The sequence below is a fragment of the Streptomyces sp. NPDC001980 genome, from assembly GCF_040296885.1.
GTDB lineage: Bacteria > Actinomycetota > Actinomycetes > Streptomycetales > Streptomycetaceae > Streptomyces.
In genome coordinates, this window is sequence record NZ_JBEOYD010000008.1 from 61,766 (window position 1) to 82,914 (window position 21,149).

The 21,149-nt window shown below is 72.5% G+C and carries 19 protein-coding genes; 4 read left to right on the plus strand and 15 right to left on the minus strand.

Annotation, left to right across the window (positions count from 1 at the left end; all coding sequences use genetic code 11):
- Positions 1-125: 125 nt before the first annotated feature.
- On the plus strand, positions 126-1,046 hold the full coding sequence (locus ABT137_RS14350) for a LysR family transcriptional regulator (protein WP_351707665.1): 921 nt from the start codon (positions 126-128) through the stop codon (positions 1,044-1,046).
- A 29-nt stretch (positions 1,047-1,075) separates the two neighbouring features.
- A complete protein-coding gene (locus ABT137_RS14355; RefSeq protein WP_351707668.1) occupies positions 1,076-1,975 on the plus strand; it encodes a LacI family DNA-binding transcriptional regulator in 900 nt (299 codons plus the stop codon).
- Between the two features lie 57 nt (positions 1,976-2,032).
- Here ABT137_RS14355 and ABT137_RS14360 read toward each other — a convergent pair whose 3' ends face one another.
- From ABT137_RS14360 to ABT137_RS14410, 11 genes are all read right to left on the minus strand, one after another.
- A complete protein-coding gene (locus ABT137_RS14360; RefSeq protein WP_351707671.1) occupies positions 2,033-2,491 on the minus strand; it encodes a DUF7144 family membrane protein in 459 nt (152 codons plus the stop codon).
- 33 nt (positions 2,492-2,524) lie between these two features.
- Positions 2,525-3,001 (minus strand): SHOCT domain-containing protein, encoded by a 477-nt coding sequence (locus tag ABT137_RS14365; RefSeq protein ID WP_351707674.1) that lies wholly within the window; start codon positions 2,999-3,001, stop codon positions 2,525-2,527.
- A 126-nt stretch (positions 3,002-3,127) separates the two neighbouring features.
- Positions 3,128-3,325 (minus strand): DUF8691 family protein, encoded by a 198-nt coding sequence (locus ABT137_RS14370; protein ID WP_089107713.1) that lies wholly within the window; start codon positions 3,323-3,325, stop codon positions 3,128-3,130.
- A 134-nt stretch (positions 3,326-3,459) separates the two neighbouring features.
- A complete protein-coding gene (locus tag ABT137_RS14375; RefSeq protein WP_351707677.1) occupies positions 3,460-6,123 on the minus strand; it encodes a winged helix-turn-helix domain-containing protein in 2,664 nt (887 codons plus the stop codon).
- Between the two features lie 95 nt (positions 6,124-6,218).
- A complete protein-coding gene (locus tag ABT137_RS14380; RefSeq protein WP_351707680.1) occupies positions 6,219-7,190 on the minus strand; it encodes a YhjD/YihY/BrkB family envelope integrity protein in 972 nt (323 codons plus the stop codon).
- A gap of 67 nt (positions 7,191-7,257) precedes the next feature.
- Complete coding sequence (locus ABT137_RS14385) at positions 7,258-7,767, minus strand: O-acetyl-ADP-ribose deacetylase (protein ID WP_351707683.1); 510 nt, start codon at positions 7,765-7,767, stop codon at positions 7,258-7,260.
- Complete coding sequence (locus ABT137_RS14390; RefSeq protein WP_351707686.1) at positions 7,764-9,173, minus strand: phytoene desaturase family protein; 1,410 nt, start codon at positions 9,171-9,173, stop codon at positions 7,764-7,766. The genes ABT137_RS14385 and ABT137_RS14390 overlap by 4 nt, the downstream gene beginning before the upstream one ends.
- 84 nt (positions 9,174-9,257) lie before the next feature.
- The gene (locus ABT137_RS14395; RefSeq protein ID WP_351707689.1) at positions 9,258-10,106 is read right to left on the minus strand and encodes an inositol monophosphatase family protein; all 849 of its coding nucleotides are present in this window, start codon (positions 10,104-10,106) and stop codon (positions 9,258-9,260) included.
- A 131-nt stretch (positions 10,107-10,237) separates the two neighbouring features.
- On the minus strand, positions 10,238-12,052 hold the full coding sequence (locus tag ABT137_RS14400) for a gamma-glutamyltransferase family protein (protein ID WP_351707692.1): 1,815 nt from the start codon (positions 12,050-12,052) through the stop codon (positions 10,238-10,240).
- Between the two features lie 100 nt (positions 12,053-12,152).
- A complete protein-coding gene (locus ABT137_RS14405; RefSeq protein WP_351707695.1) occupies positions 12,153-13,859 on the minus strand; it encodes an LCP family protein in 1,707 nt (568 codons plus the stop codon).
- A gap of 236 nt (positions 13,860-14,095) precedes the next feature.
- A complete protein-coding gene (locus ABT137_RS14410) occupies positions 14,096-14,458 on the minus strand; it encodes an ArsR/SmtB family transcription factor (RefSeq protein WP_351707698.1) in 363 nt (120 codons plus the stop codon).
- 267 nt (positions 14,459-14,725) lie between these two features.
- Here ABT137_RS14410 and ABT137_RS14415 point away from each other — a divergent pair, with 267 nt between their 5' ends.
- Positions 14,726-14,992, plus strand: a complete 267-nt coding sequence (locus tag ABT137_RS14415) for a GlsB/YeaQ/YmgE family stress response membrane protein (RefSeq protein ID WP_181809448.1) — start codon at positions 14,726-14,728, stop codon at positions 14,990-14,992.
- Between the two features lie 259 nt (positions 14,993-15,251).
- Positions 15,252-15,935: a hypothetical protein gene (locus ABT137_RS14420; RefSeq protein ID WP_351707701.1), complete on the plus strand. Its 684-nt coding sequence runs from the start codon at positions 15,252-15,254 to the stop codon at positions 15,933-15,935.
- A gap of 41 nt (positions 15,936-15,976) precedes the next feature.
- Here ABT137_RS14420 and ABT137_RS14425 read toward each other — a convergent pair whose 3' ends face one another.
- From ABT137_RS14425 to ABT137_RS14440, 4 genes are all read right to left on the minus strand, one after another.
- A complete protein-coding gene (locus tag ABT137_RS14425) occupies positions 15,977-17,497 on the minus strand; it encodes an NCS1 family nucleobase:cation symporter-1 (protein WP_351707704.1) in 1,521 nt (506 codons plus the stop codon).
- Positions 17,498-17,628: 131 nt separating this feature from the next.
- Entirely contained in the window at positions 17,629-18,648 is a 1,020-nt protein-coding gene (locus ABT137_RS14430) for a TIGR03842 family LLM class F420-dependent oxidoreductase (protein WP_351707707.1), read from the minus strand.
- Positions 18,649-18,659: 11 nt separating this feature from the next.
- Positions 18,660-20,063 (minus strand): dihydropyrimidinase, encoded by a 1,404-nt coding sequence (hydA, locus tag ABT137_RS14435; RefSeq protein WP_351707710.1) that lies wholly within the window; start codon positions 20,061-20,063, stop codon positions 18,660-18,662.
- 84 nt (positions 20,064-20,147) lie between these two features.
- The gene (locus ABT137_RS14440) at positions 20,148-20,990 is read right to left on the minus strand and encodes a nitrilase-related carbon-nitrogen hydrolase (protein ID WP_350788917.1); all 843 of its coding nucleotides are present in this window, start codon (positions 20,988-20,990) and stop codon (positions 20,148-20,150) included.
- Positions 20,991-21,149: the final 159 nt, after the last annotated feature.

Below are 21,149 nucleotides of genomic sequence, written 5' to 3' on the forward strand. Positions count from 1 at the left end.
TGGCTTCAGCGTGCGCCCGGCCCCGGGGCCGGGTCCAAGACCTGTTCCGTACCCGGTGATGTCCGTCCGGTCATGACCGCAGCTCACGGCGGCGGCAGCGGAGACGCCGGGAGTAGAGTCGAGGGGTGCCCGATTCCTTCGTACCGCCGGTGGACCTGGAGCTGCGCCTGGTGCGCTACTTCACCGTGGTCGCCGAGGAGCTGCACTTCGGCCGCGCGGCCGACGCCCTGCATCTCGCGCAGCCGTCGCTGAGCCGTCAGATCCGGCGGCTGGAGCGGGAGTTGGGCGTCCGGCTGCTCGACCGCACCCCGCGCGGCACCCGGCTCACCGAGGCAGGCGAGACCTTTCTGCCCCAGGCCAGGGAGCTGCTGCGGACCGCCGCCCGGGCCGCCGCCAGCGCCCGCTCGGCCGCCGGGCACGGCCCGTTCACCGTCGGCTACACCACCCACCAGATCGTCACCCCGGCCGTCCGCGAACTGCGCCACCGCCACCCGGAGGCCGACGTCCGCACCCTGCACGTGGACTGGAACGAACCGCGCGCCGCGCTGCTGGACCACCGGGTCGACGTGGTGGTGACCCGGTTCCTGTTCGCCGCCGACGGCCTGGACATCACGGTCCTCTACGACGAACCGCGGGTCCTCCTGGTGCCGCTCGGCCACCGGCTGGCCGGCCGGGAGTCGGTCACCCTCGCCGACTTCGCCGACGAGCCGCTCCCCCGTTTCACCGGCGCCGACCGGATCGGCGCGAATCCCCCCGGCCACACCAACCTGGGCGCCCTGGTGGAGACGCTGGAGGACAAGCTGGAGCTGGTGGCGAGCGGTGAGGTGGTGTCCCTGGCGCCGGCCGGGTTCCGCGGCAACCTGCGGCCGGACATCGTCGGCGTCCCGGTCGAGGACGCGGCCCCCCTCCAGGTGGTCCTCGCCACCCGGGCCGGGGACCGGCATCCCCTGTTCCCGGCGTTCCGCCGCGCGGCGGAGGCCCATCTGGTCCCGCCCGGCGCCGCCCGGACCGAGCGACCGCATGCGGGGACCGGGGCAGGCCGATGAGCGGATCCGGGAGAGTCACGCTGAACGACGTGGCCGCGGCCAGCGGTGTCTCGCGCGCCACGGTCAGCTTCGTGCTGAACGACGACCCGCGCCAGAGCATCTCGGCCGCCACCCGCGACCGGGTACGGCAGGCCGCGCGCGACCTCGGCTACGTGCCGCACGGGGTGGCCCGGGCGCTGCGCGAGGGCAGTTCCCGGGTGGTGGTCCTGGACCTGGACCGGGGCCTGGAGGGCAACTACTCGCGCAGCTACGTCCGCGGCCTCGACGACGAACTCGCCGCGCACGGCCATGTCCTGCTGGTCCGGCACGGCCGGCACTCGGCGGAGGCGACCCGGCAGGTGCTGGACGCGATCACCCCGCGGGCCGTGCTGCGGTTCGCCGAGCCGTATCTGACCGGTCACGACCTGGAGGACCGGGGCGGCGGCTGGAAGGACGGCCTCGCCGCGCACGCGGCCCTGCAGATCCGGTACCTCACCGAGCACGGGCACACCCGGATCGCGCTGGCCCTGCCGGAGGACGACTCCGCGCCGGCGCGGGCCCGGCGGCGGTTCGCCGAGCACACCCTGCACAGCCTGGGCCTGCCGCCCCTGGTGCCGTTCACGGTGCCCCGGCCGCGGCAGGCGGGCACCGGGGCGGTGGCCGCGCTGCGCGCGGCGCACCCGGACGTCACGGCGGTCGCCGCCTTCGACGACGACCTCGCCCTGCGCACCCTGACCGCCCTGCACGACCTCGGCCTGGCCGTCCCCGGCGACCTGGCGGTGATCGGCTACGACGACACCGAGTACGGCGAGCTGAGCACCCCCGCCCTCACCACCGTGCACATCGACGCGGAGGCCCACGGCCGGCTTGCCGCACGCACCGCGCTGGGGCTGGACGCGGCCGGGCTGGTACCGGTACCCGCACGGATCGTCGTGCGGGACTCGGTGTGATCGTCGTGCGGGACTCGGTGTGGACGGAGTCCCGCACGCCGGGTGCGGAACGGCCCGTCAGCCCACGCGCGTGTCCGCCGTGTCCGTGGTGTCCGCCGACTCGTCACCGCGTGCCACGCACAGCGCCCAGATGATGAATCCGGACAGCGCGATCATCACGACGGACCAGACCGGGTAGTACGGCAGGGACAGGAAGTTGGCGATGATCACCAGCGCGGCGATGGCCACACCGGCGCCGCGTGCCCAGGCGGCCGGCTGGAAGAGGCCGATGCTGACGACCACGGCGATCACGCCCAGGACCAGGTGGATCCAGCCCCAGCTGGTGAGGTCGAACTTGAACACGTAGTTGGGGGTGGTGACGAAGACGTCGTCGTCGGCGATCGCCATGATGCCCCGGAACACCGCGAGCAGTCCGGCGATCAGGAGCATGACGGCGGCGAAGGCGGTCAGTCCTCCGGCCCACGCCATCTTGGCGGTGTGCCGGCGCGGGTGGTGCGCGGGATGTGTGGCGGTCATACGGCTGCCTCGATTCGTTCTCGGAGGGGGTGCTCAGCGCCCGTGGGCGGTGGGCACCGAGCCGGAGCCGGAGCGCTCGGCCGGCGGGTAGTCGCTCAGGACCAGTGCCTTGGCCCGGCGGAACTCCTCGTCCGAGATGTCACCGCGGGACTTCATCTCGGAGAGCTTGGCCAGTTCGTCGACGCTGCTGGTCTGGCCGGGGCCGCCCTTGGCGGTCTGCCGGATGTACGACTCGAACGCCTTCTGCTGGTCGCGGGCCTGGGCGATCTCCCGCTGCCCCATCCCCTTGCCACGGGCGATCACGTAGACGAGGACGCCCAGGAAGGGGACGACGATGCAGAGGAACAGCCAGCCGGCCTTGGCCCAGCCGCCCATCGAGTCGTCGCGGAAGATGTCCACGACGACCCGGAACAGCAGGACGAGCCACATGATCCACAGGAAGAGCCACAACATCGTCCAGAAGGCGCTCAGCAGCGGATAGTCGTATGCGAGGTAGGTCTGCGCGCTCATGTACGTCCTCCGTCCACGGCGCCGGCCGGTCGGCCGGGCCCTGCCGTCCCAGCGTGCGCGCGGCGGGCGCCGGGGTTCCTCACCCGGTGCGGGTGATCGTGCGCCGTTCCCGGGACCGCGGCCCCGTCACTCCGGCAGGCGCCGCATCTCGACGACCCGCAGCCCCAGGGACAGGCAGCGGTTCAGCAGGCCGTACAGATGCGCCTCGTCGACGACGGGACCGAACAGGACCGTCTCGCCGGACATCGTCACGTGTTCCATCTCCGGGAAGGCCCGGGTCAGCGTCTCCGACATGGTCCCTTCGACGCGGATCTCGTAGCGCATGAGCCGTCTCCCGCCGCGGGTCTGCTGCGGTCAGTCCGTCCCGTGATCCTGCCCCGGACGCCACCCGCGGGCCTCACCCGGCACAGGTGAACCGGGCCGAGGCGGGTGGCGGTCGGGGGTGAGGCGGGCAGCGGTCACAGCAGTCCGCGCTCGCGTGCCCGGCGCACCGCGTCGGCGCGCCGGCCCACGCCGAGTTTCCGGTAGATGCTCTTGAGGTGCGTCTTCACCGTGTTCACGGAGACGTACAGATCGGCGGCGATCTCCTGCGTGGACATCATCTGCGCCAGCCGGCCGAGCACCTCCCGCTCGCGTCCGCTCAGTTCCTCGACGAGCAGCGGCGGGGAACCGGTGCCGGGGCCGTCGCCGTAGAGCCAGCCCGCGGCCAGGCCGTGCAGCGGCGGGGAGTCCAGGAGGCGGCGGATCTCCGGCCCGGCGTCGAGGAACGGGCGGCGCAGCCGGTCCCGGCGTGCCTGAAGGAGTGCCCGGGCGAGCAGCTTGCGGGCGGTGCCGGGGTCCCCCGCTCCGGCCGCCGCGCGGGCCCGCACCAGGGTGGCCCGGACCGTGACGCCGGGGCCGGTCCGGCGGTCCGCGGACAGCCGGTCGGCCGTCTCGACGGCTTCCTCGCGGCGGCCGGCGGCGAGCCGCGCCCACGCGAGCTCCGCGGCGCACACCGGCCCGTGCGGGCCGTCGATCCCGTCCAGCAACTCGGCGGCGGGGCCGGTCCGGCCCTCGGCGAGCAGGACGGCCGCGGCGGCCAGGGCCGTGTTCGCCCGGGCCCAGGGCGAGGTCACGTGCGTCCGTACGGCAGGGTCGGCCGCGTGCGCGGCGGCGACCGGGTCGCCGAGCGCGAGCCGCAGCCGGCCCGTCACCAGGGCCCGGCAGGCCTCGGTCACCGGGTCGGGCGCGCCCGTGCCGGGGCCGGACTCGGCGGCCTCGTCCAGCAGGGCCCCGGCCCGCTCCAGCTCGTCGCGGTCGACGGCCACGGCGGCCAGCACCAGCTGGCCGAGCCCGGCGCCGGGGAACGGGCGTCCGCCACAGTGCCGGGTCGCGTCCGTCGCGGCCAGGGCCCGGCTCTCCGCGCGGTCGAGCCGGCCGTCGAAGTAGTCGAGCAGCGCCAGATGGCCGAGGCAGTCCTCCCGGGGCAGTTCGGTCAGGGCGTCTCCGGGCAGCTCGGCCACCTCGGTCAGAGCGGCCCGCGCCTCCTCGAAGTGCCCGGCCCACACCCGGGCCGAGCCCAGATGGGTGAGGAGGAGGGCGGTGAGTTCGGGATGCCTGGCGAGGAGGTGGGCGGGCACCTCGCGGCGCAGTCGGGCGGCCTCGGCCATCGCCTGCTCGGCCCGGCCCGGAGAACCGGTCAGCCGGGCCGCGAGGGATTCCAGGACCACGCAGCTCAGGCGGCCCGCGGCGGCGGTCGTACCGGGGGCCGGGCTCTGCACGGCGCGGCCGAGGTGGGCGAGGCCGTGGTCGAGGTCGTGCCCGGCCAGCTCGCGGGCCGCGCGTACCAGGTCCACGGCCGCTCCGGTGGCCTCCGGCCCCATCGCGGAGAACAGCTCGGCGAGGTCGTCGTCGGGCAGGCCGGTGAGGAGCCGGCCGATCGCCAGGTCGTCGACGAGGGTGCCGGCGGCGCACTCCCAGTCGCCCGCCGCCGCGCCCTGGGCCAGCGCCTCGGATACGGCGCCGTGGGCCCGCAGCCACCACGCGGCGCGCCGGTGCAGTTCGGGTTCGAGCCCCGGGGAGCGCGCCCGCAGATGGACCCGGAGGATCTCCCCGAACAGCGGGTGCAGCCGGTACCAGGAGTGTCCGAGGTCCTCGACGAAGGCGTTCTGCCGGCACAGCCCGGCCAGCAGCGGTCCGGCGTCGGGGCGGCCGGTCAGCGCCTCGGCCAGGTCGGGCCCGAACCGGTCCAGGACGCTGACCCGCAGCAGCAGGTCCTGCGTCTCGGGCGGCTGCCGGCCGACCACCTCGGCGAGGAGGAAGTCGGCGAGGGTGCTGTGGCCGGCCTCGAACTCCTTGAGGTACGTCTCCGGATCCGCGCTCTGCTGGGCGGCCAACGCGCTCAGCCGCAGTCCGGCCGCCCAGCCCCGGGTGCGCGCCACCAGGGCACGGGCGGCGTCGGCGGGCAGCCGAAGACCGTGCCGGGCCAGCAGGTCGGCCGCCTCCTCGGGGGTGAAGGCCAGCTCGTCGTTCCTGATCTCGGTCATGGCCGCCGCCGCCCGGTAGCGGTGCAGGGGCAGCAGCGGCTCGGTGCGGGTGACGAGGATCAGCCGCAGTCCCCGTCCGGCGTGGTGCAGGACGAACTCCAGCTGCTCGGCGGTCTCCGGGGCGGCCGGCCGGTCGAACTCGTCGAGGACGAGGATCGCGGGCCGGTCGCGTCCGCTCAGTTCGTCGGCGAGGCGGGTCAGCAGCCGATGGTCCACCATGCGGAGGCCCCCGGGAGAGCCGACGGTCCCGGCGGGCGGCGGTGTTCCGGCGGTGTGCAGGGCGTGCAGCACAGAGGCCCAGAACATGCCGGGTCCCTGGTCGCCCGCCTCGTTGGTGAGCCAGGCGACCGGTTGTCCGAGCCGGGCCGCCCAGTCGGCGACGAGGAGCGTCTTGCCGGCCCCGGCCGCGCCGTTGACCAGCGTCAGCGGGGTGTCGAGGGCCTGGTCCAGGTGTGCGGTCAGCCTGGGTCTGCGGACAAAGGTGGCGGGTCTGACCGGCACGGCGAACCTGGTACGCAGAAACGGCTCCCCCAGGGGATCGGCGTACCCGGGGGCCGGTCCCCGTGCGCTGTCGTCCCTCGCGGCCACAGAGGTCACCTCCCGTGTCCGGTCGGCCGTGGTCGGCGCTCCGCACGATCAGGATCCCAGCGTTGCGGCCGCCGCGCAGGGCGCACGGGGCCCGCCGCCCGGCATCAGGGCGGCTGCGGGTCCGGGTCCCGGCGGGGCGGCGGGCTGCCGAGGCGGGCGGCGAGGAACGGCTCCTGGGCGAGGACCGCGCCGGTGCTGACACTGACGGTGGCGGTCAGGCAGACCACGATCAGCCAGGACAGCAGCACGAACACCGAGCCCAGGGGGCCGTACTCGGCAACGGTGCGGTCGAGGGTGCGTGGCAGGTACAGCTGGGCGGTCGCGCTCAGGGCGGTCAGGGCGGCCGCCGTGATCAGGGCACCGGGCAGCAGGGGGCGCCAGCCGATCCGGCCGCCGAGGAGCAGGTGCTGCGTCCACCACCACAGGCCGGTCTGGCAGACGAGGGTGACCGGGACGCCCAGCCAGACGCCCAGGCCGAATCCGTTGTGCAGGGTGCCTTCCAGGAGCAGGGCGCCGATCCACAGGACGAGCCAGGCCACCCAGCGCCAGGGGGCGATCCGGGTGCCGCCCCGGGGGATCTCCCAGGCGCGTTTGCACAGCCGTTGCACGGCCCGGCTGACGGCCGTGGCGGAGATCAGCGCCATGAGGCCGCCGATCACGCCGGTGGTCTGCCGCAGGTCCTCGTTGGCCGGCTGCAGCAACTGCTGGATTCCGGTGTCGACCGGGCCGGACAGTCCGAAGGCCGAGCGCAGGGAGTGGAGCAGCTGGTCGCGGACGACCGGTGGGGCGTAGGCGGCGAAGACGAAGAGCAACGGAACGGCGGTCAGGAAGCACTGGGCGGCCAGGCGGGTGGCGGTGTCGAAGATGTTCACGGACACCATGCGCTCGGCGAGGTGCGTGACGACCGGAAAGCGGGTCTCCGCCCGCCGGTGCACGGCCTTCGCGGTGGTGACCAGGCGCGCGGTCCGCTCGCGCCACCGGGACCCGCCGGACCCGGACCTGCCGGACCCGGACCCGCCGCTCCGGGACACTCCGGTCCCGGACCCGCTGTGCGGCCTCCGCCCGCTGGTCGGCATCGCCTGCTCCTTTCCCTGCCGTCCAGGGTGCGGGGCGGGCGGTGCGACGGCACCCCGTGCCGTGCCGTCAGGGCAGCTGCCGAGCGAACGCCTCGTAGGCCCGCTCGTCGAAGAGCACGAACCGCACCTCCTCGACGGCCGTGTCCGCGTCCTGGACGGTCGCGACGGCGATCCGGGCGCCGTCGTCCATCGGCCAGCCGTAGATCCCGGTGGAGACGGCGGGGAACGCGACCGTGCGGGCACCGAGTTCGTCGGCGCGCTTGAGGGACTCGCGGTAGCAGGAGGCCAGCAGGCCGGAGCGGTCCTCGCCAGTGGAGTGGACGGGGCCGACGGTGTGTATGACCCACTGGGCGTCGAGGTCGCCGGCCGTGGTGGCGACGGCCTGACCGGTGGGCAGGCCCTTGCCGTAGTGGCCGGCGCGCAGCTTGCGGCAGTCCGCCAGGATGGCGGGGCCGCCGCGGCGGTGGATGGCGCCGTCGACGCCTCCGCCGCCGAGCAGGGAGGAGTTGGCCGCGTTGACGATGGCGTCGACGCTCTGCCGGGTGATGTCGCCCTGGACGAGGGTGATACGGGTCATGACTGTCGCAACCTCCTCCACACGGCCTTCGCCGCGTTGTGCCCCGACATGCCGTGCACGCCCGGTCCTGGCGGGGTGGCCGAGGAGCAGATGAAGACGGCGGGGTGCGGGGTGCCGTACGGGAACAGGGAGAGCTTGGGGCGCAGCATGATCTGCAGGCCGGAGACCGCGCCGGTGCCGATGTCGCCGCCGACGTAGTTGGCGTTGCGGGCCGCGAGTTCGGCGGGGCCCGCGGTGGCGCGGGCCAGTACGCGGTCGCGGAACCCCGGGGCGAAGCGCTCCAGTTGACGCTCCATCACTTCGGTGAGGTCGCCGGTCCAGCCGCTCGGCACGTGGGCGTACGCCCAGAAGACGTGCTTTCCCTCGGGGGCGCGGCTCGGGTCCACCACGCTGGGCTGCACGGTGATCATGAACGGCCGGTCGGGGGCGCGGCCTTCGCGGGCGGCGGCGCGCAGGGCGGTGCCGATCTCCGCGCTGTCCGCGGCGACCTGCACGGTCCCGGCGCGGCGGGCCTCCGGTGCCGTCCAGGGGACCGGGCCGTCGAGCGCGTAATCGATCTTGAAGACGCCGGGGCCGTAGCGGTAGCCCTGGTAGTAGTTGCCGAGGCCGGCGATGCGGGCGAGGGCGGTGGGCGAGGTGTCGAAGATGTACGACCGCGCGGGCGGCAGGTCGTCGAGGCGCTTGACCTCGTAGTCGGTGTGGATCGCGCCGCCCAGATCCGTCAGGTACGCGGCGAGGGCGTCGGAGATGGCCTGGGAGCCGCCGGCGGCCACCGGCCAGCCGCGGGCGTGCGCGGCGAGCGCGAAGACCAGGCCGACGGCGCCGGTGGCGAAGCCGCTCAGCGGGGCCATGACGTGGGCGACGAGTCCGGCGAAGAGGGTGCGGGCCTGCTCGTCGCGGAAGCGGCGCAGCAGCAGGGTGGCGGGCGGCAGCCCGGCCAGGCCGAACCGGGCGAGGGTGACCGGGTCGCGCGGCAGCGCGGTCAGCGGCAGGGACATGAAGTCCCGGGCCAGGGTGTCCCACTTGGGCAGGAAGGGCTCGACCAGCCTGCGGTAGGTGCCCGCGTCGCGCGGCCCGAAGGAGGCCGCCGTCTCGGCGACGGAGCGGGCCAGCACGGCCGCGCGGCCGTCGGGGAAGGGATGCGCCATCGGCAGGTCCGCGTGCAGCCACGTGAGGCCGTAGCGCTCCAGGGGCAGGGCGCGGAACGCGGGCGAGTTGATGCCGAGCGGGTGGGCCGCGGAGCACGGGTCGTGCCGGAAGCCGGGGAGGGTGAGCTCCTCGGTGCGGGCGCCGCCGCCCACGGTGTCCCGCGCCTCGAAGAGCGCCACGGAGAAACCGCGCCGGGCCAGCTCCACGGCGGCCGTCAGGCCGTTAGGCCCCGCCCCCACCACGACCGCATCGAGCATCGACGGCACGTTCGGACCCCTTCGTCAGCCGATGGCCACTCGGGTTCAGGATATGCCGGGGGACTGACACTCCCCTCGCTCGGGTTACCAGTGCGGGTTCAGCAGCAGGTCCACGATCCGGTGGGCGGTGGCGGCGTCGCGGGCCGCGGTGAACGGCAGGGCGTTGTCGCCGGTGATCCGGAACGGCTCGCCGGCGATCGTGAGGTGGGCGCCGCCCGCCTCCTCGACCAGCAGCAGCCCGGCCGCGTGGTCCCAGGCGGCCTCCCAGGAGAACGCGGTGGCGTCCAACTCGCCCCGGGCGACGGCGAGATACTCCAGGCCCGCGGAGCCGCAGGCACGCGGGGCGAAGCCGTCGGTCCACAGCGGGAAGAGCGCGCGCTTCTGCGCGTCGGTCGTGTAGTCCGGGTGGGAGGTGGCTACCCGGAGGTCCCGGTCCGCCTCGGGCGCGCCGGAGAGCAGCCGCTCGCCGTCGAGGAAGGCGCCCTTGCCCCGTACCGCCGTGGCGAGTTGCTCACGGGCCGGGGCGTAGGTCCAGGAGGCGAGCAGGACGCCCCGGTGGGCGAGCGCCACCAGCGTGCAGAAGCCGTCCTCGCCGCGCACGAACTGGCGGGTGCCGTCGACCGGGTCGACGATCCACACCGGCGCGTCGCCCTGGAGCGCGTCGTAGGTCTCCGGGTCGGCGTGCACCGCCTCCTCGCCGACCACGACGGAGCCGGGCAGGAGGGCCCCGAGCTCCGCGGTGAGATACCGCTCGGCGAGCCGGTCGGCGTCGGTCACCAGGTCGTGCGGGCCGCTCTTCTGGTCGACCTCGTGGTCGGCGAGCCGGCGCCAGCGAGGCAGGATCTCGGTCCGGGCGGCCTTGCGGATGGCGTCCTCGACGTCACCGGCGTGCTGGAGGAGAAACTCGTCGATGGTCTCCGTTGCTTCGATCATGCCTCCATGAGAGCACGCGCCACTGACAACAATCCCCACGGGTCGGATGTACGGAACATGGAATACGGACGAACAGGCGGCGCCGACGGTCGGGGGGCCGTCGACGGACGTACCAGGTCAGCGGTCCGGCGTCAGCGTCCCACCGCGTAGCCCTGCATCCCGCGCGGGTTGGCCGCCGCCGACAGCACCCCGGTTCCCGGGTCCCGGGCCACCGCGCACAGGCGTCCCTCCGACCAGCCCGGGCCGACCGTCACGTCGTGGCCGCGCCGCCGCAGCTCCGCCACGACCTCGGGGTCCGTGCGGGACTCGACGGTCAGGCTCCCGGGGCGCCGGCCGCGCGGGTAGAAGGAGCTGGGGAAGCTGTCGTTGTGCCAGTTCGGGGCGTCGATCGCGCCCTGAAGGTCGAGGCCGCCGCGGACCTCGCCGCGCAGTGCGACGGCGAGGAAGAAGTGCAGCTGCCACTGGTCCTGCTGGTCGCCGCCGGGCGTGCCGAAGGCCAGCACCGGGGTGCCGTCGCGCAGGGCGATCGACGGGGTGAGGGTGGTGCGCGGGCGCCGGCCCGGGGTGAGGGAGTTGGGCAGGCCCTCCTCCAGCCAGGCCATCTGGAGCCGGGTGCCGAGCGGGAAGCCCAGCTCGGGGACGACGGGGTTGGACTGGAGCCAGCCGCCGCTGGGCGTGGCCGCGACCATGTTGCCCCAGCGGTCGACGACGTCCAGGTGGCAGGTGTCGCCCCGGGTGGTGCCGTCGGCGGCGACCCGGACGTCCCCGGGAACCTGCGCGACCGTCGGCTCACCGGCGCCCAGCGGGTCGAAGGCGGTGCTCCGGGCGGCCTCCACGCGCGCGTACCCGGGCAGCCCCGGCGGGCGCCCGCCGGGGCTGCCCGGCCGCAGCTCGTCGGAGGCCTTGGCGCCGATCAGCTCCCGCCGCCCGGCGTTGTACGCGTCCGAGAGCAGCTCGGCCAGCGGTACCTCGGCCGCGTCCCCGTACCAGGCCTCGCGGTCGGCCATGGCGAGCTTGCAGCCCTCGACGAGGAGGTGGACGTAGTCGGCCGAGCCGTACGCGGGCAGTTCGGGCGGCAGCAGGGCGAGCTGCTGGAGCAGGGCCGGGCCCTGGCTCCAGGGGCCGGCCTTGCACACGGTCCAGCCGTTCCAGTCGTAGGAGACCGGGCTCTCGTAGCTCGCGGACCAGCCGGCCAGGTCGGCGGCGGTCAGGGTGCCGGTGTGCCGGGTGCCGCTGGTGTCCATGGTGGGGCGGGCGGCCTGCCGGACCAGCGCCTCGGCGATGAAGCCGGTGCGCCACACCTCGCGGGCCGCGTCGATCCGGGCCTCCCGGTCCCCGGCGCCCGCGGTCTCGGCGAGCAGCCGCCTCCAGGTGGCGGCGAGGGCGGGGTTGCGGAACAGCTCGCCGGGGCGGGGTGCCCGGCCGCCGGGCAGGTAGAGCTCCGCCGACGACGTCCACTCGGTCTCGAACAGCTTGCGGACGCTCTCCACCGTGGCGCCGACGTTCTCCACGGGAGGGTGCCCGAGCTCGGCGTACCCGATGGCGTACGCCAGGATCTCGTCCAGCGGCTTGGTGCCGTGGTCGCGCAGCAGGAGCAGCCAGGCGTCGAAGGCGCCGGGGACGGCCGCGGCCAGTGGTCCGGTGCCGGGGACGAGGTCGAGGCCGAGGTCCCGGTAGTGGGCGACGCCGGCGCCGGCCGGGGCCACGCCCTGCCCGCACAGCACCCGTACCTCGCCGCCGGCCGGGGCGAGCAGGATCGGCACCTCGCCGGCCGGTCCGTTGAGGTGCGGCTCGACCACGTGCAGGACGAAGGCGCCCGCGACGGCCGCGTCGTACGCGTTGCCGCCGTTCTCCAGGACCGCCATCGCCGACTGGGAGGCCAGCCAGTGCGTGGACGACACCATGCCGAAGGTTCCCTGGAGGGTGGGACGGGTGGTGAACTGCATCTGTCACCTCGCTGTGCGCACGGCCGGGCCAGGTGTCTGGCGGTTGCATGCTTTCACGGCCGTGGCGAGGCGAACCCCCTCCGGGGCTCGCCTCTCCCCGTCAGTCCTTGTCCGAGTCGGGCTTGTTCGTCGCCGCCGCGTACGCCTGGGACGGGGTCATCGCGATCCCGTTGAGGCTGACCGTCTTGTACGGGCTGACCTTGGCGCAGGTCTTGGAGTCGTCGGCGGTCGAGGCGTTGGCGTTGGAGACGGCCGCCTTGGTGTCGCCGGAGCTGGCCGGGTAGGAGGTGCCGCTGCTCCAGTCGCTGCCGATCACCAGGGTGACGCCGGTGCCGCTGCCCGACTTGATGTGCGAGCCGGGGATGTCCAGGGCCTTGGCGACGGTCTGCGCCTCGGCCTTGTCGCCGCTGCCGTAGGTCAGGGTGGTCGTGGTCGCGGAGTTCGGGGCGTTGGCCGTGCTGGTGCCGGTGCTGAAGCCCTGGGAGATCAGGGAGTTCGCGATGGCGGAGGCGCGGCCCGTGATGTCGGTGCCGTTCTCGACGGTCACGGCGATCTGCGACGCGGGCACGGTCGCGGTGGGCGTCGGCTTCGCGCTCGCGGTCGCCGAGGCCGCCGACGACTTCTTGCCCGAGCTGGTGGTCAGCGACTGGTCGTTGGCCATGGTGGCGAACAGGTCCTTGGCGCCCGCGCCGACCACCACGCGGTTGCTGTTGTTCGGGTCGGGCGCGGTCTGCATGGTGGTGAACGTCATCCGCTTGGTGGGGACCTTGTTCACGTCGGCCGCGAGCGAGATCAGCTTCTTGACGCTGTCGAGGTCGTCGTCCACGGTCAGCGCCTTGGTGGCCGCGTCGGCGAGGCTGTAGACCGCGGTGGGGTCGGTGAGGGTGCCCGCGCTCTTGAACTTGCGGATCATCGCGCTCAGGAAGATGTGCTGGGAGACGGTACGGCCGAGGTCGCTGCCGTCGCCGAAGCCGTGCCGGGAGCGGACGAACTCCAGGGCGGCCTCGCCCTTGAGGGTGTGGGTGCCCTTGGACAGCTTCAGGTGCGAGTACGTGTCGTACACGTTGTTGTTGACGCAGACGGAGACGCCGCCGACCGCGTCGGACATCTTGACCACGCCGGAGAAGTCCAGCTTGACGAAGTGGTCGATGGGGACGCCGGTGAGCTGGTGCACGGTGGCGACCTGGCAGGCCGCGCCGTACTGGAGGGCGCTGTTGACCTGGCCGTAGTAGCCGGAGGTGGACTCGCGGCTCGAACTGTCCTTGCAGGCGGGGACGTCGACCATGGTGTCGCGCGGGATGCTCATGACCGTGGCGTTGGAGCGGTCGGCGGATATGTGGACGACCATCTCCACGTCCGCGTTGCCGTTGCCGGTCTGGACGCCGGTCTCCTTGCAGCCGCCGCCGAGCTTGCAGTCGGCGGAGCTGGTCCGGCCGTCCGAGCCGATCACCAGGATGTTGATCGGGGTCCGGCCGAACGCGTCGGCCTTCTCGGTGCCGCCCTTGCCGTCGAGGGAGACGCTGTTGATGTTGCCGTTGAGGTGCTGGTAGAACCACCAGCCGGCGCCGGCCGTGACCAGCACCAGAACCGCCGTGCACAGGCCCAGGATCTTCAGGACCCGCCTGCCGCGGCCCGCCGTCTTCGCCCGCCGGGAGCCCCTGCCGCCGCGGGTCTTCGCCGCCTGCCGGGCGGCGGCCCGGCCGCCGGTCGGCCGCGTCCCGTCGGGCAGGGCCCCACGCTGTCCGGGCACCCGGTCGGTGCGGCTGCGCGTGGCCTGGCCTCCCGGGCCGTCCCACGGGTCGGTCATCTTCCACTCCCATGAACGGTCGGGTCCGTCTGCGGGTACGGTCGGGCGGGTCGGGCGTCCGCGGCGGGGTAGGGGCAGCCGCGAGGTGGGCCCATTTGGGTTGCGTGATTGCGCAATCTAACAAACCCACAGCCCCGACAGCACAGGCCCCACCCGAATTCACAGGTGAGGCATCTCATGAAACCTCCAGGACACACCTGCCGTCCGCCCCCGCGCACCGGCCCGGGTCCGCTCGGTCAGACGCCGGCCTCGTACAACCGCCGGACCGTCACCGGTGCCTGGTGGGAGCGCGCGGTCAGCTGTCCGACGGTCACCCGCACCACGGTCACGATGTCCGGATCGTCCACGTAGTAGACCTGCCGCCGGCCCTCCCGGCGGGACCGCACCAGACCGGCGAGCCTGAGCTTGGCCAGGTGCTGGCTGACCGCCGGCAGCGCGCCGCCGACCCGGTCGGCGAGGCGCGTCACGTCGCTCTCGCCCTGGGACAGCGCCCACATGATGTGCAGCCGGGCCGGCGAGGCGAGCAGCCCGAACACCGCGGCCGCCTCCGTCAGCACCCCGTCGGAGGGGTCCGTGAAGCCATCGGTGTTCTCCGCCACAGCCCACTCCCTCCCGTCACAGTGTCCGCACAGGCGCCCACTCAGTGTAGGCGTGCGGTCACCGTGCCCTGTAGGGCCTCCCCGCAATGTCCGCCACGTGTTCTTCGCATTGTCATGGGCGCGTGACAGATCATCGACGGCTCGACGTCAGGCGTATCCGGCGGCCCGTCCCGTTCATAAGCTTGCGCAACAACGCAACTCAACGGAGCGGCGCCCCGTGGAGCGGCGGCATTCACGGAGCAGCACGCGTACTGGAGGACAACGAACGTGGGCATCATCGGCTGGATCGTCCTGGGTCTCCTCGCCGGAGCCATCGCCAAGGTCCTGCTGCCCGGCCGCGACCCGGGTGGCCTGATCGGCACCACCCTCATCGGCATCGCGGGCGCCTTCGTGGGCGGCTGGCTCTCCTCCCGCTTCCTGGACCGCCCGGTGGAGAAGCACTTCTTCGACCTCTACACGTGGGGCGCCGCGATCGCCGGCTCCCTGGTCCTCCTCGTCGGCTACCGGCTGCTGTTCGGCAACTCGCGCGACTGAGCACCGGACGGTCCCGACGGTGACTCCGGTCACCCTCGGGGACCGGATGCAGTCACGACATTCCGGATGTACGGGGACCGTGGACGCGCGACATTCCGGATGTAGGGGGACGGCCCGCGGCCGCTGTCAACAGCGCGCCGGGCCCGGCCCACAGGCAAGGCACGGATTCCACTTCCGCCCCACAGGGACTCGTGTGAAACTGGCGTCCCGTCCGCAGTGCGGGCCACTCCGCACACCGTCCCCCAGCGAGAAGTGCGACTTGCGTTCTCTTCCACTGCCGCTCGCCCTCACCGCGCGCCTGACGCCGGTCGCCGTGCTCGCCTGTGCGGGCTGGATGATGGCGTCGGGCCCGGACAAGACGACGTCCACGAGTTCCTCCACCGACACCTCGGCCCAGCAGGCGGCCGGCCAGTCGGCGGGCGACTCCCCGTCGACGTCCTCCGCGTCCACGGCGGCCACCAAGACGTACTCCGCCGCCCCCGCCCCCTGCGGCAGCATCCCGGTGGCCACCATCAAGTCGCTGGTGCCCGGCGCGAAGACGGCCGGCAAGGAGATCCCCTCCACCGACACCAAGCTGCGCCGCACCTGCTCCTGGAACGCGCTCAAGGGGTACGACTACCGCTGGCTCGACGTCTCCTTCGAGATCATGGACACGAACGCGGCGGCGGCGAAGGAGTACAAGGACCGGGTCGCCGAGAAGAGCGGCGGCGGGGCCGTGCCGGGCCTCGGTGACACCGGCTACTCGGTCGTGAACCTCACCACCGAGGACAAGCAGCAGACCCGCGAGGGCGTGGTGATGGCCCAGGTCTCCAACGCGCTGGTGGTCGTCACCTACAACGGCAGCGACTTCGAGAACAAGAAGGCGCCCGACACGGACGTGATCAACAAGGGCGCCATCCAGGCGGCGAAGGCCGCGGTGACCGCGCTGAAGGGCAGCCAGTAGCCTCGGCGCCTGGCCGCCCTTCGTGCGCACGCCTCCTCCGGTCACGCTTCCTTGGGCCGCACCAGCACCGTCAGCCCCAGGTACAGCACCAGGGACGTGCCCAGGCCGACCGCCCAGCCGTAGTCGGCCAGTGAGGACAGGGCCGGGATGGGCCTGCCGTCGATCAGCGGTTTGAAGCTGGCGCCGCCGACCGCGAGGATGCCGCCGACGAGGAAGGCCACGACCGCCCGCCAGTTCCAGCCGCCGTCGTACCAGTACCGGCCGCCCGTGCGGTACAGGTCGGTCAGGTCGAGGCGGGTGCGGCGCAGGATCCAGTAGTCGGCGATGAGGATGCCGGCGACCGTGCCGAGCAGACCGCCGACCAGGCCGAGCCAGGTGAAGATGTAGCCCTGCGGGTCGGAGTACAGCTTCCACGGGAAGATCAGCACACCGAGGACGCAGGTGGCCAGGGCGCCGGTGCGGAAACTGATCCTCCGGGGCGCGATGTTGGAGAAGTCGAAGGCGGGCGAGACCAGGTTGGCCGCGATGTTCACGGAGAGCGTCGCGACGAGGACGGTCACCAGGGCGTAGAGCAGGCCGACCACGTTGTCCGTCTTCGCGGCCAGCTGGACCGGGTCCCAGATCGGCTGCCCGTACACGGCCTGCGAACCGGAGGTCACCAGGACGGAGAGGAAGGCGAAGAGGGTCATGGTGGTGGGCAGGCCCAGCGCCTGGCCCCAGGTCTGCGCCTTCTGGCTCTTCCCGTACCGGGTGAAGTCGGGGATGTTCAGCGACAGCGTCGACCAGAAACCGATCATGCCCATCAGGGACGGCCAGAAGATCTTCCAGAAGCCGCCGCCCCAGCCGAGCTTGGAGGGCTGGTCGAAGAGCGGGCCGAGGCCGCCGGCCTTGTTGCTCATCCAGATCAGCATCACGACGGCGCCGACGATGACGAAGGGCGCGGCCCAGTTCTCGAAGCGGCGGATCGTCTCCATGCCCCGGTAGATGATCGCGACCTGGAGCACCCAGAAGAGCGCGAACGACAGCCACATGGTCCAGGCGTAGCCGCCGATGTGCGAGGCGTTCGCCCAGCTGTCGCCGATCAGCTTGCCGGCCAGGAAGTAGATGGCCTCACCGCCGATCCAGGTCTGGATGCCGAACCAGCCGCAGGCCACCAACGCCCGTACGACGGCGGGGAGGTTGGCGCCGCGCACGCCGAAGGAGGCGCGGGCGAAGACCGGGAAGGGGATGCCGTACTTGGGTCCGGCGTGCCCGGTGAGCAGCATCGGGACGAGGACGATCAGGTTGGCGAGGGCGATGGTGAACACGGCCTGTTTCCAGTCCATGCCGACGGCGATGAGCCCGGAGGCCAGGGTCCAGGACGCCGTGTTGTGGGCCATGCCGACCCAGAGCGCGGAGAAGTTGTACGTGGTCCAGGTGCGCTTGGCGACGGGGACCGGCAGCAGGTCCTCGTTGGCGTACGGGCCACTCGGCGGCGGGGAGCCCGGGGTGAGCTCGACGCGCCCGTCGGAGGCGGTGACTTGGCCGGACGTCGGTATGGCCGTGGGAGCGGTGTCGGTCATGGGCAGGCCAATCGGGGTGAGGCGGGACGGGAGAGAGGCCGTGCGGGCGGGGCGGGGGGGTACGCGGTGGGGTGCGCCCTGACCCCCTTCCCGGGACGGCGGGAAGGGGGAGACCAACTGTCAGGAGTGGGCTAGCCGTTGACGGCCGGGATGACCTTCGTCCCGTACGCGTCGATGGTGGCCTCCTGAGCGTCGTGCATGTCGTAGACGGCGAACTGGTCGACGCCCAGCTCGCGCAGGGCGTTCAGCTTCTCGATGTGCTTCTCGGCCGGGCCGATGACGCAGAAGCGGTCGACGATCTCGTCGGGCACGAACTCGGTGTCGGGGTTGCCGCTGCGTCCGTGGTGCGAGTAGTCGTAGCCCTGGCGGGCTTTGATGTAGTCGGTGAGTTCGTCGGGTACGGCCGCGGAGTGCTCGCCGTACTTGGCCACCAGGTCGGCGACGTGGTTGCCGACCATGCCGCCGAACCAGCGGCACTGGTCGCGGGCGTGGGCGAGGGCCTCGGGCGAGTCGTCCTCGGTGACGTAGGCGGGGGCGGCGACGCAGACGGTCACCTCGGACGGGTCGCGTCCGGCGGCCACGGCCGCGTCCTTCACCGCCTTGACCATGTACTCGGTGAGGTAGAGGTCGGAGAGCTGCAGGATGAACCCGTCGGCCTCCTCACCGGTCATCTTCAGGGCCTTCGGGCCGTACGCGGCCATCCAGACGGGGAGTTGGGCGCCCGGTTTGACCCAGGGAAACCTGATGACGGTACCGCCGAGGTCGGCCTCGCCGCCGCTGCCGAGGGCGCGGATGACCTTCATGGCCTCGCTGATCCGGGCGAGGGTGTTGGGCTTGCGGCCGGCCACCCGCATCGCGGAGTCGCCGCGGCCGATGCCGCAGACCGTGCGGTTGCCGAACATGTCGTTGAGGGTGGCGAAGGTGGAGGCGGTGACCTCCCAGGTGCGGGTGCCCGGGTTGGTGACCATCGGCCCGACCGTCAACTTGCTGGTGTTGGCCAGGATCTGACTGTAGATCACGAACGGCTCCTGCCAGAGCACGGCGGAGTCGAAGGTCCAGCCGTAGCGGAAGCCGTTGCGTTCGGCCCGTTTCATCAGGCTGACGACCCGGGAGGCCGGCGGGTCGGTCTGCAGGACGAGTCCGAAGTCCATGGGCGCCTCTCCTAGTTGAGGTACTGACAGGTGGAGCGCGGGGTGTAGACGCCGTGCCCGGCGTGTCCGGTGTACTCCCGCTCGGTGATGACGGGTTCGCCGCGTGAGAGGACCGTCTCGACCCGGCCGGTGAGGCGCTTGCCCTCGTAGGCCGAGTAGTCGACGTTCATGTGGTGGGTCTCGGCGGAGACGACCTGCTCCGCATGGGGGTCGTAGATGACGACGTCGGCGTCGGCACCCGGGGTGATGGTGCCCTTCTTCGGGTACATGCCGAACATCCGGGCCGGGGTGGCGCAGGCGATCTCGATCCAGCGGCGGCGCGAGATGTGCCCGTCGACGACGGCCTGGTGCAGCAGGTCCATCCGGTTCTCGACGCCGGGCAGGCCGTTGGGGATCTTCGAGAAGTCGCCGCGGCCCAGCTCCTTCTGGCCGACGAAGCAGAAGGGGCAGTGGTCGGTGGAGACGACCTGGAGGTCGTTGGTCCTGAGGCCCTGCCAGAGCTTGGCCTGGTGTTCCTTGGGGCGCAGGGGCGTGCTGCACACGTACTTCGAGCCCTCGAAGTCGGGCTCCGCGAGGTTGTCCGTCGACAGGAAGAGGTACTGCGGACAGGTCTCGCCGAAGACCGGGAGCCCCTCGTCCCTGGCCCGGGCCAGCTCGGCGACCGCCTCCATCGCCGAGACGTGCACGACGTAGAGAGGGGCGCCGGCCACCTGGGCGAGCTTGATGGCGCGGTGGGTGGCCTCGGCTTCGAGGAGCGCCTTGCGTACCTCCCCGTGGTAGCGGGGGTCGGTCTCGCCGCGGGCCAGCGCCTGCTCCACCAGCACGTCGATGGCGATGCCGTTCTCGGCGTGCATCATGATCAGGCCGCCGTTCTCGGCGGAGCGCTGCATGGCGCGCAGGATCTGGCCGTCGTCGGAGTAGAAGACGCCGGGGTAGGCCATGAACTGCTTGAAGGAGGTCACCCCCTCCTCGACCAGCAGGTCCATCTCCTTGAGCGTCTCCTGGTTCACGTCGGAGACGATCATGTGGAAGCCGTAGTCGATGGCGCAGTTGCCCTCGGCCTTGGCGTGCCAGGCGTCGAGGCCCTCGCGCAGACTGTGGCCTACGCTCTGCACGGCGAAGTCGACGATGGTGGTCGTACCGCCCCAGGCGGCGGCCCGGGTACCGGTCTCGAAGGTGTCGGAGGCGAAGGTGCCGCCGAACGGCAGCTCCATGTGGGTGTGGGCGTCGACGCCGCCCGGGATGACGTACCTGCCGGTGGCGTCGATGGTGCGTTCGGCGGTGAAGGCCTCGGCGGCGGGGGTTCCGGTCGCCGCGAGGGCGGCGATGCGGCCGTCCTCGATCAGGACGTCGGCGTGGATCTCGTCGGACGCGGTGATGACGAGTCCGCCACGGATGAGGGTGCGGCCGACCATGGGTTCACGCTCCGTTCGGTTGTCGGGAAAGTGCCGGTCGTCGGTGGCTGGTCGCGCAGTTCCCCGCGCCCCTATAGGGCGCGATCAGGGAGCCGTCAGTGGGGCGTACGCGTCCGGGCGGCGGTCCCGGAAGAACTGCCAGCGGTCGCGGACCTCGCGGAGCTTGGCCAGGTCCAGGTCGCGGACGACGAGTTCGGTCTCCTTGTCGGAGGCCACCTCGCCGACGAACTGGCCCTCCGGGTCCACGAAGTATGAGGTTCCGTAGAAGTCGTTGTCGCCCAGGTCCTCCACGCCGACCCGGTTGATCGCGCCGACGAAGTACTCGTTGGCGACGGCCGCCGCGGGCTGCTCCAACTGCCAGAGGTAGCGGGAGAGTCCACGCGAGGTCGCCGACGGGTTGAAGACGATCTCGGCACCGCCGAGGCCCAGCGCCCGCCAGCCCTCCGGGAAGTGACGGTCGTAGCAGATGTAGACGCCGATCTTCCCGACGGCCGTCTCGAAGACCGGCCAGCCGGCGTTCCCCGGGCGGAAGTAGAACTTCTCCCAGAAGCCGGGGACCTGGGGGATGTGGTGCTTGCGGTACTTGCCGAGGTAGGAGCCGTCGGCGTCGATCACGGCGGCGGTGTTGTAGAGGACGCCGGGCTGCTCCTCCTCGTACACCGGCAGGATCAGGACGAGGCCCAGTTCGCGGGCGAGCGCCTGGAAGCGCTGGACGATCGGGCCCTCCGGGACCTGCTCGGCGTACTCGTAGAAGGCCTTGTCCTGGACCTGGCAGAAGTAGGGTCCGTAGAACAGCTCCTGGAAGCACAGGACCTGCGCGCCCTGCGCGGCCGCGTCGCGGGCCGCCTGCTCGTGGACCTGGATCATCGACTCCTTGTCGCCGGTCCAGGCGGTCTGGAAGAGGGCGGCACGGATCACTCGGCTCATCGGGACCTCCGGTCGCTCGGGCGTGTGTCGCTCGATGTGCGAGGAGCCTAGAAAGTCCGAAAGCAGGCTTTGAGTGCCATCGTGTCACGTCTGCGGGCGCCCGGCGTGCCACCGTGTCACGTTGCCGTCGACCCATGTTTCACCGCCGTTTTCCCAGGT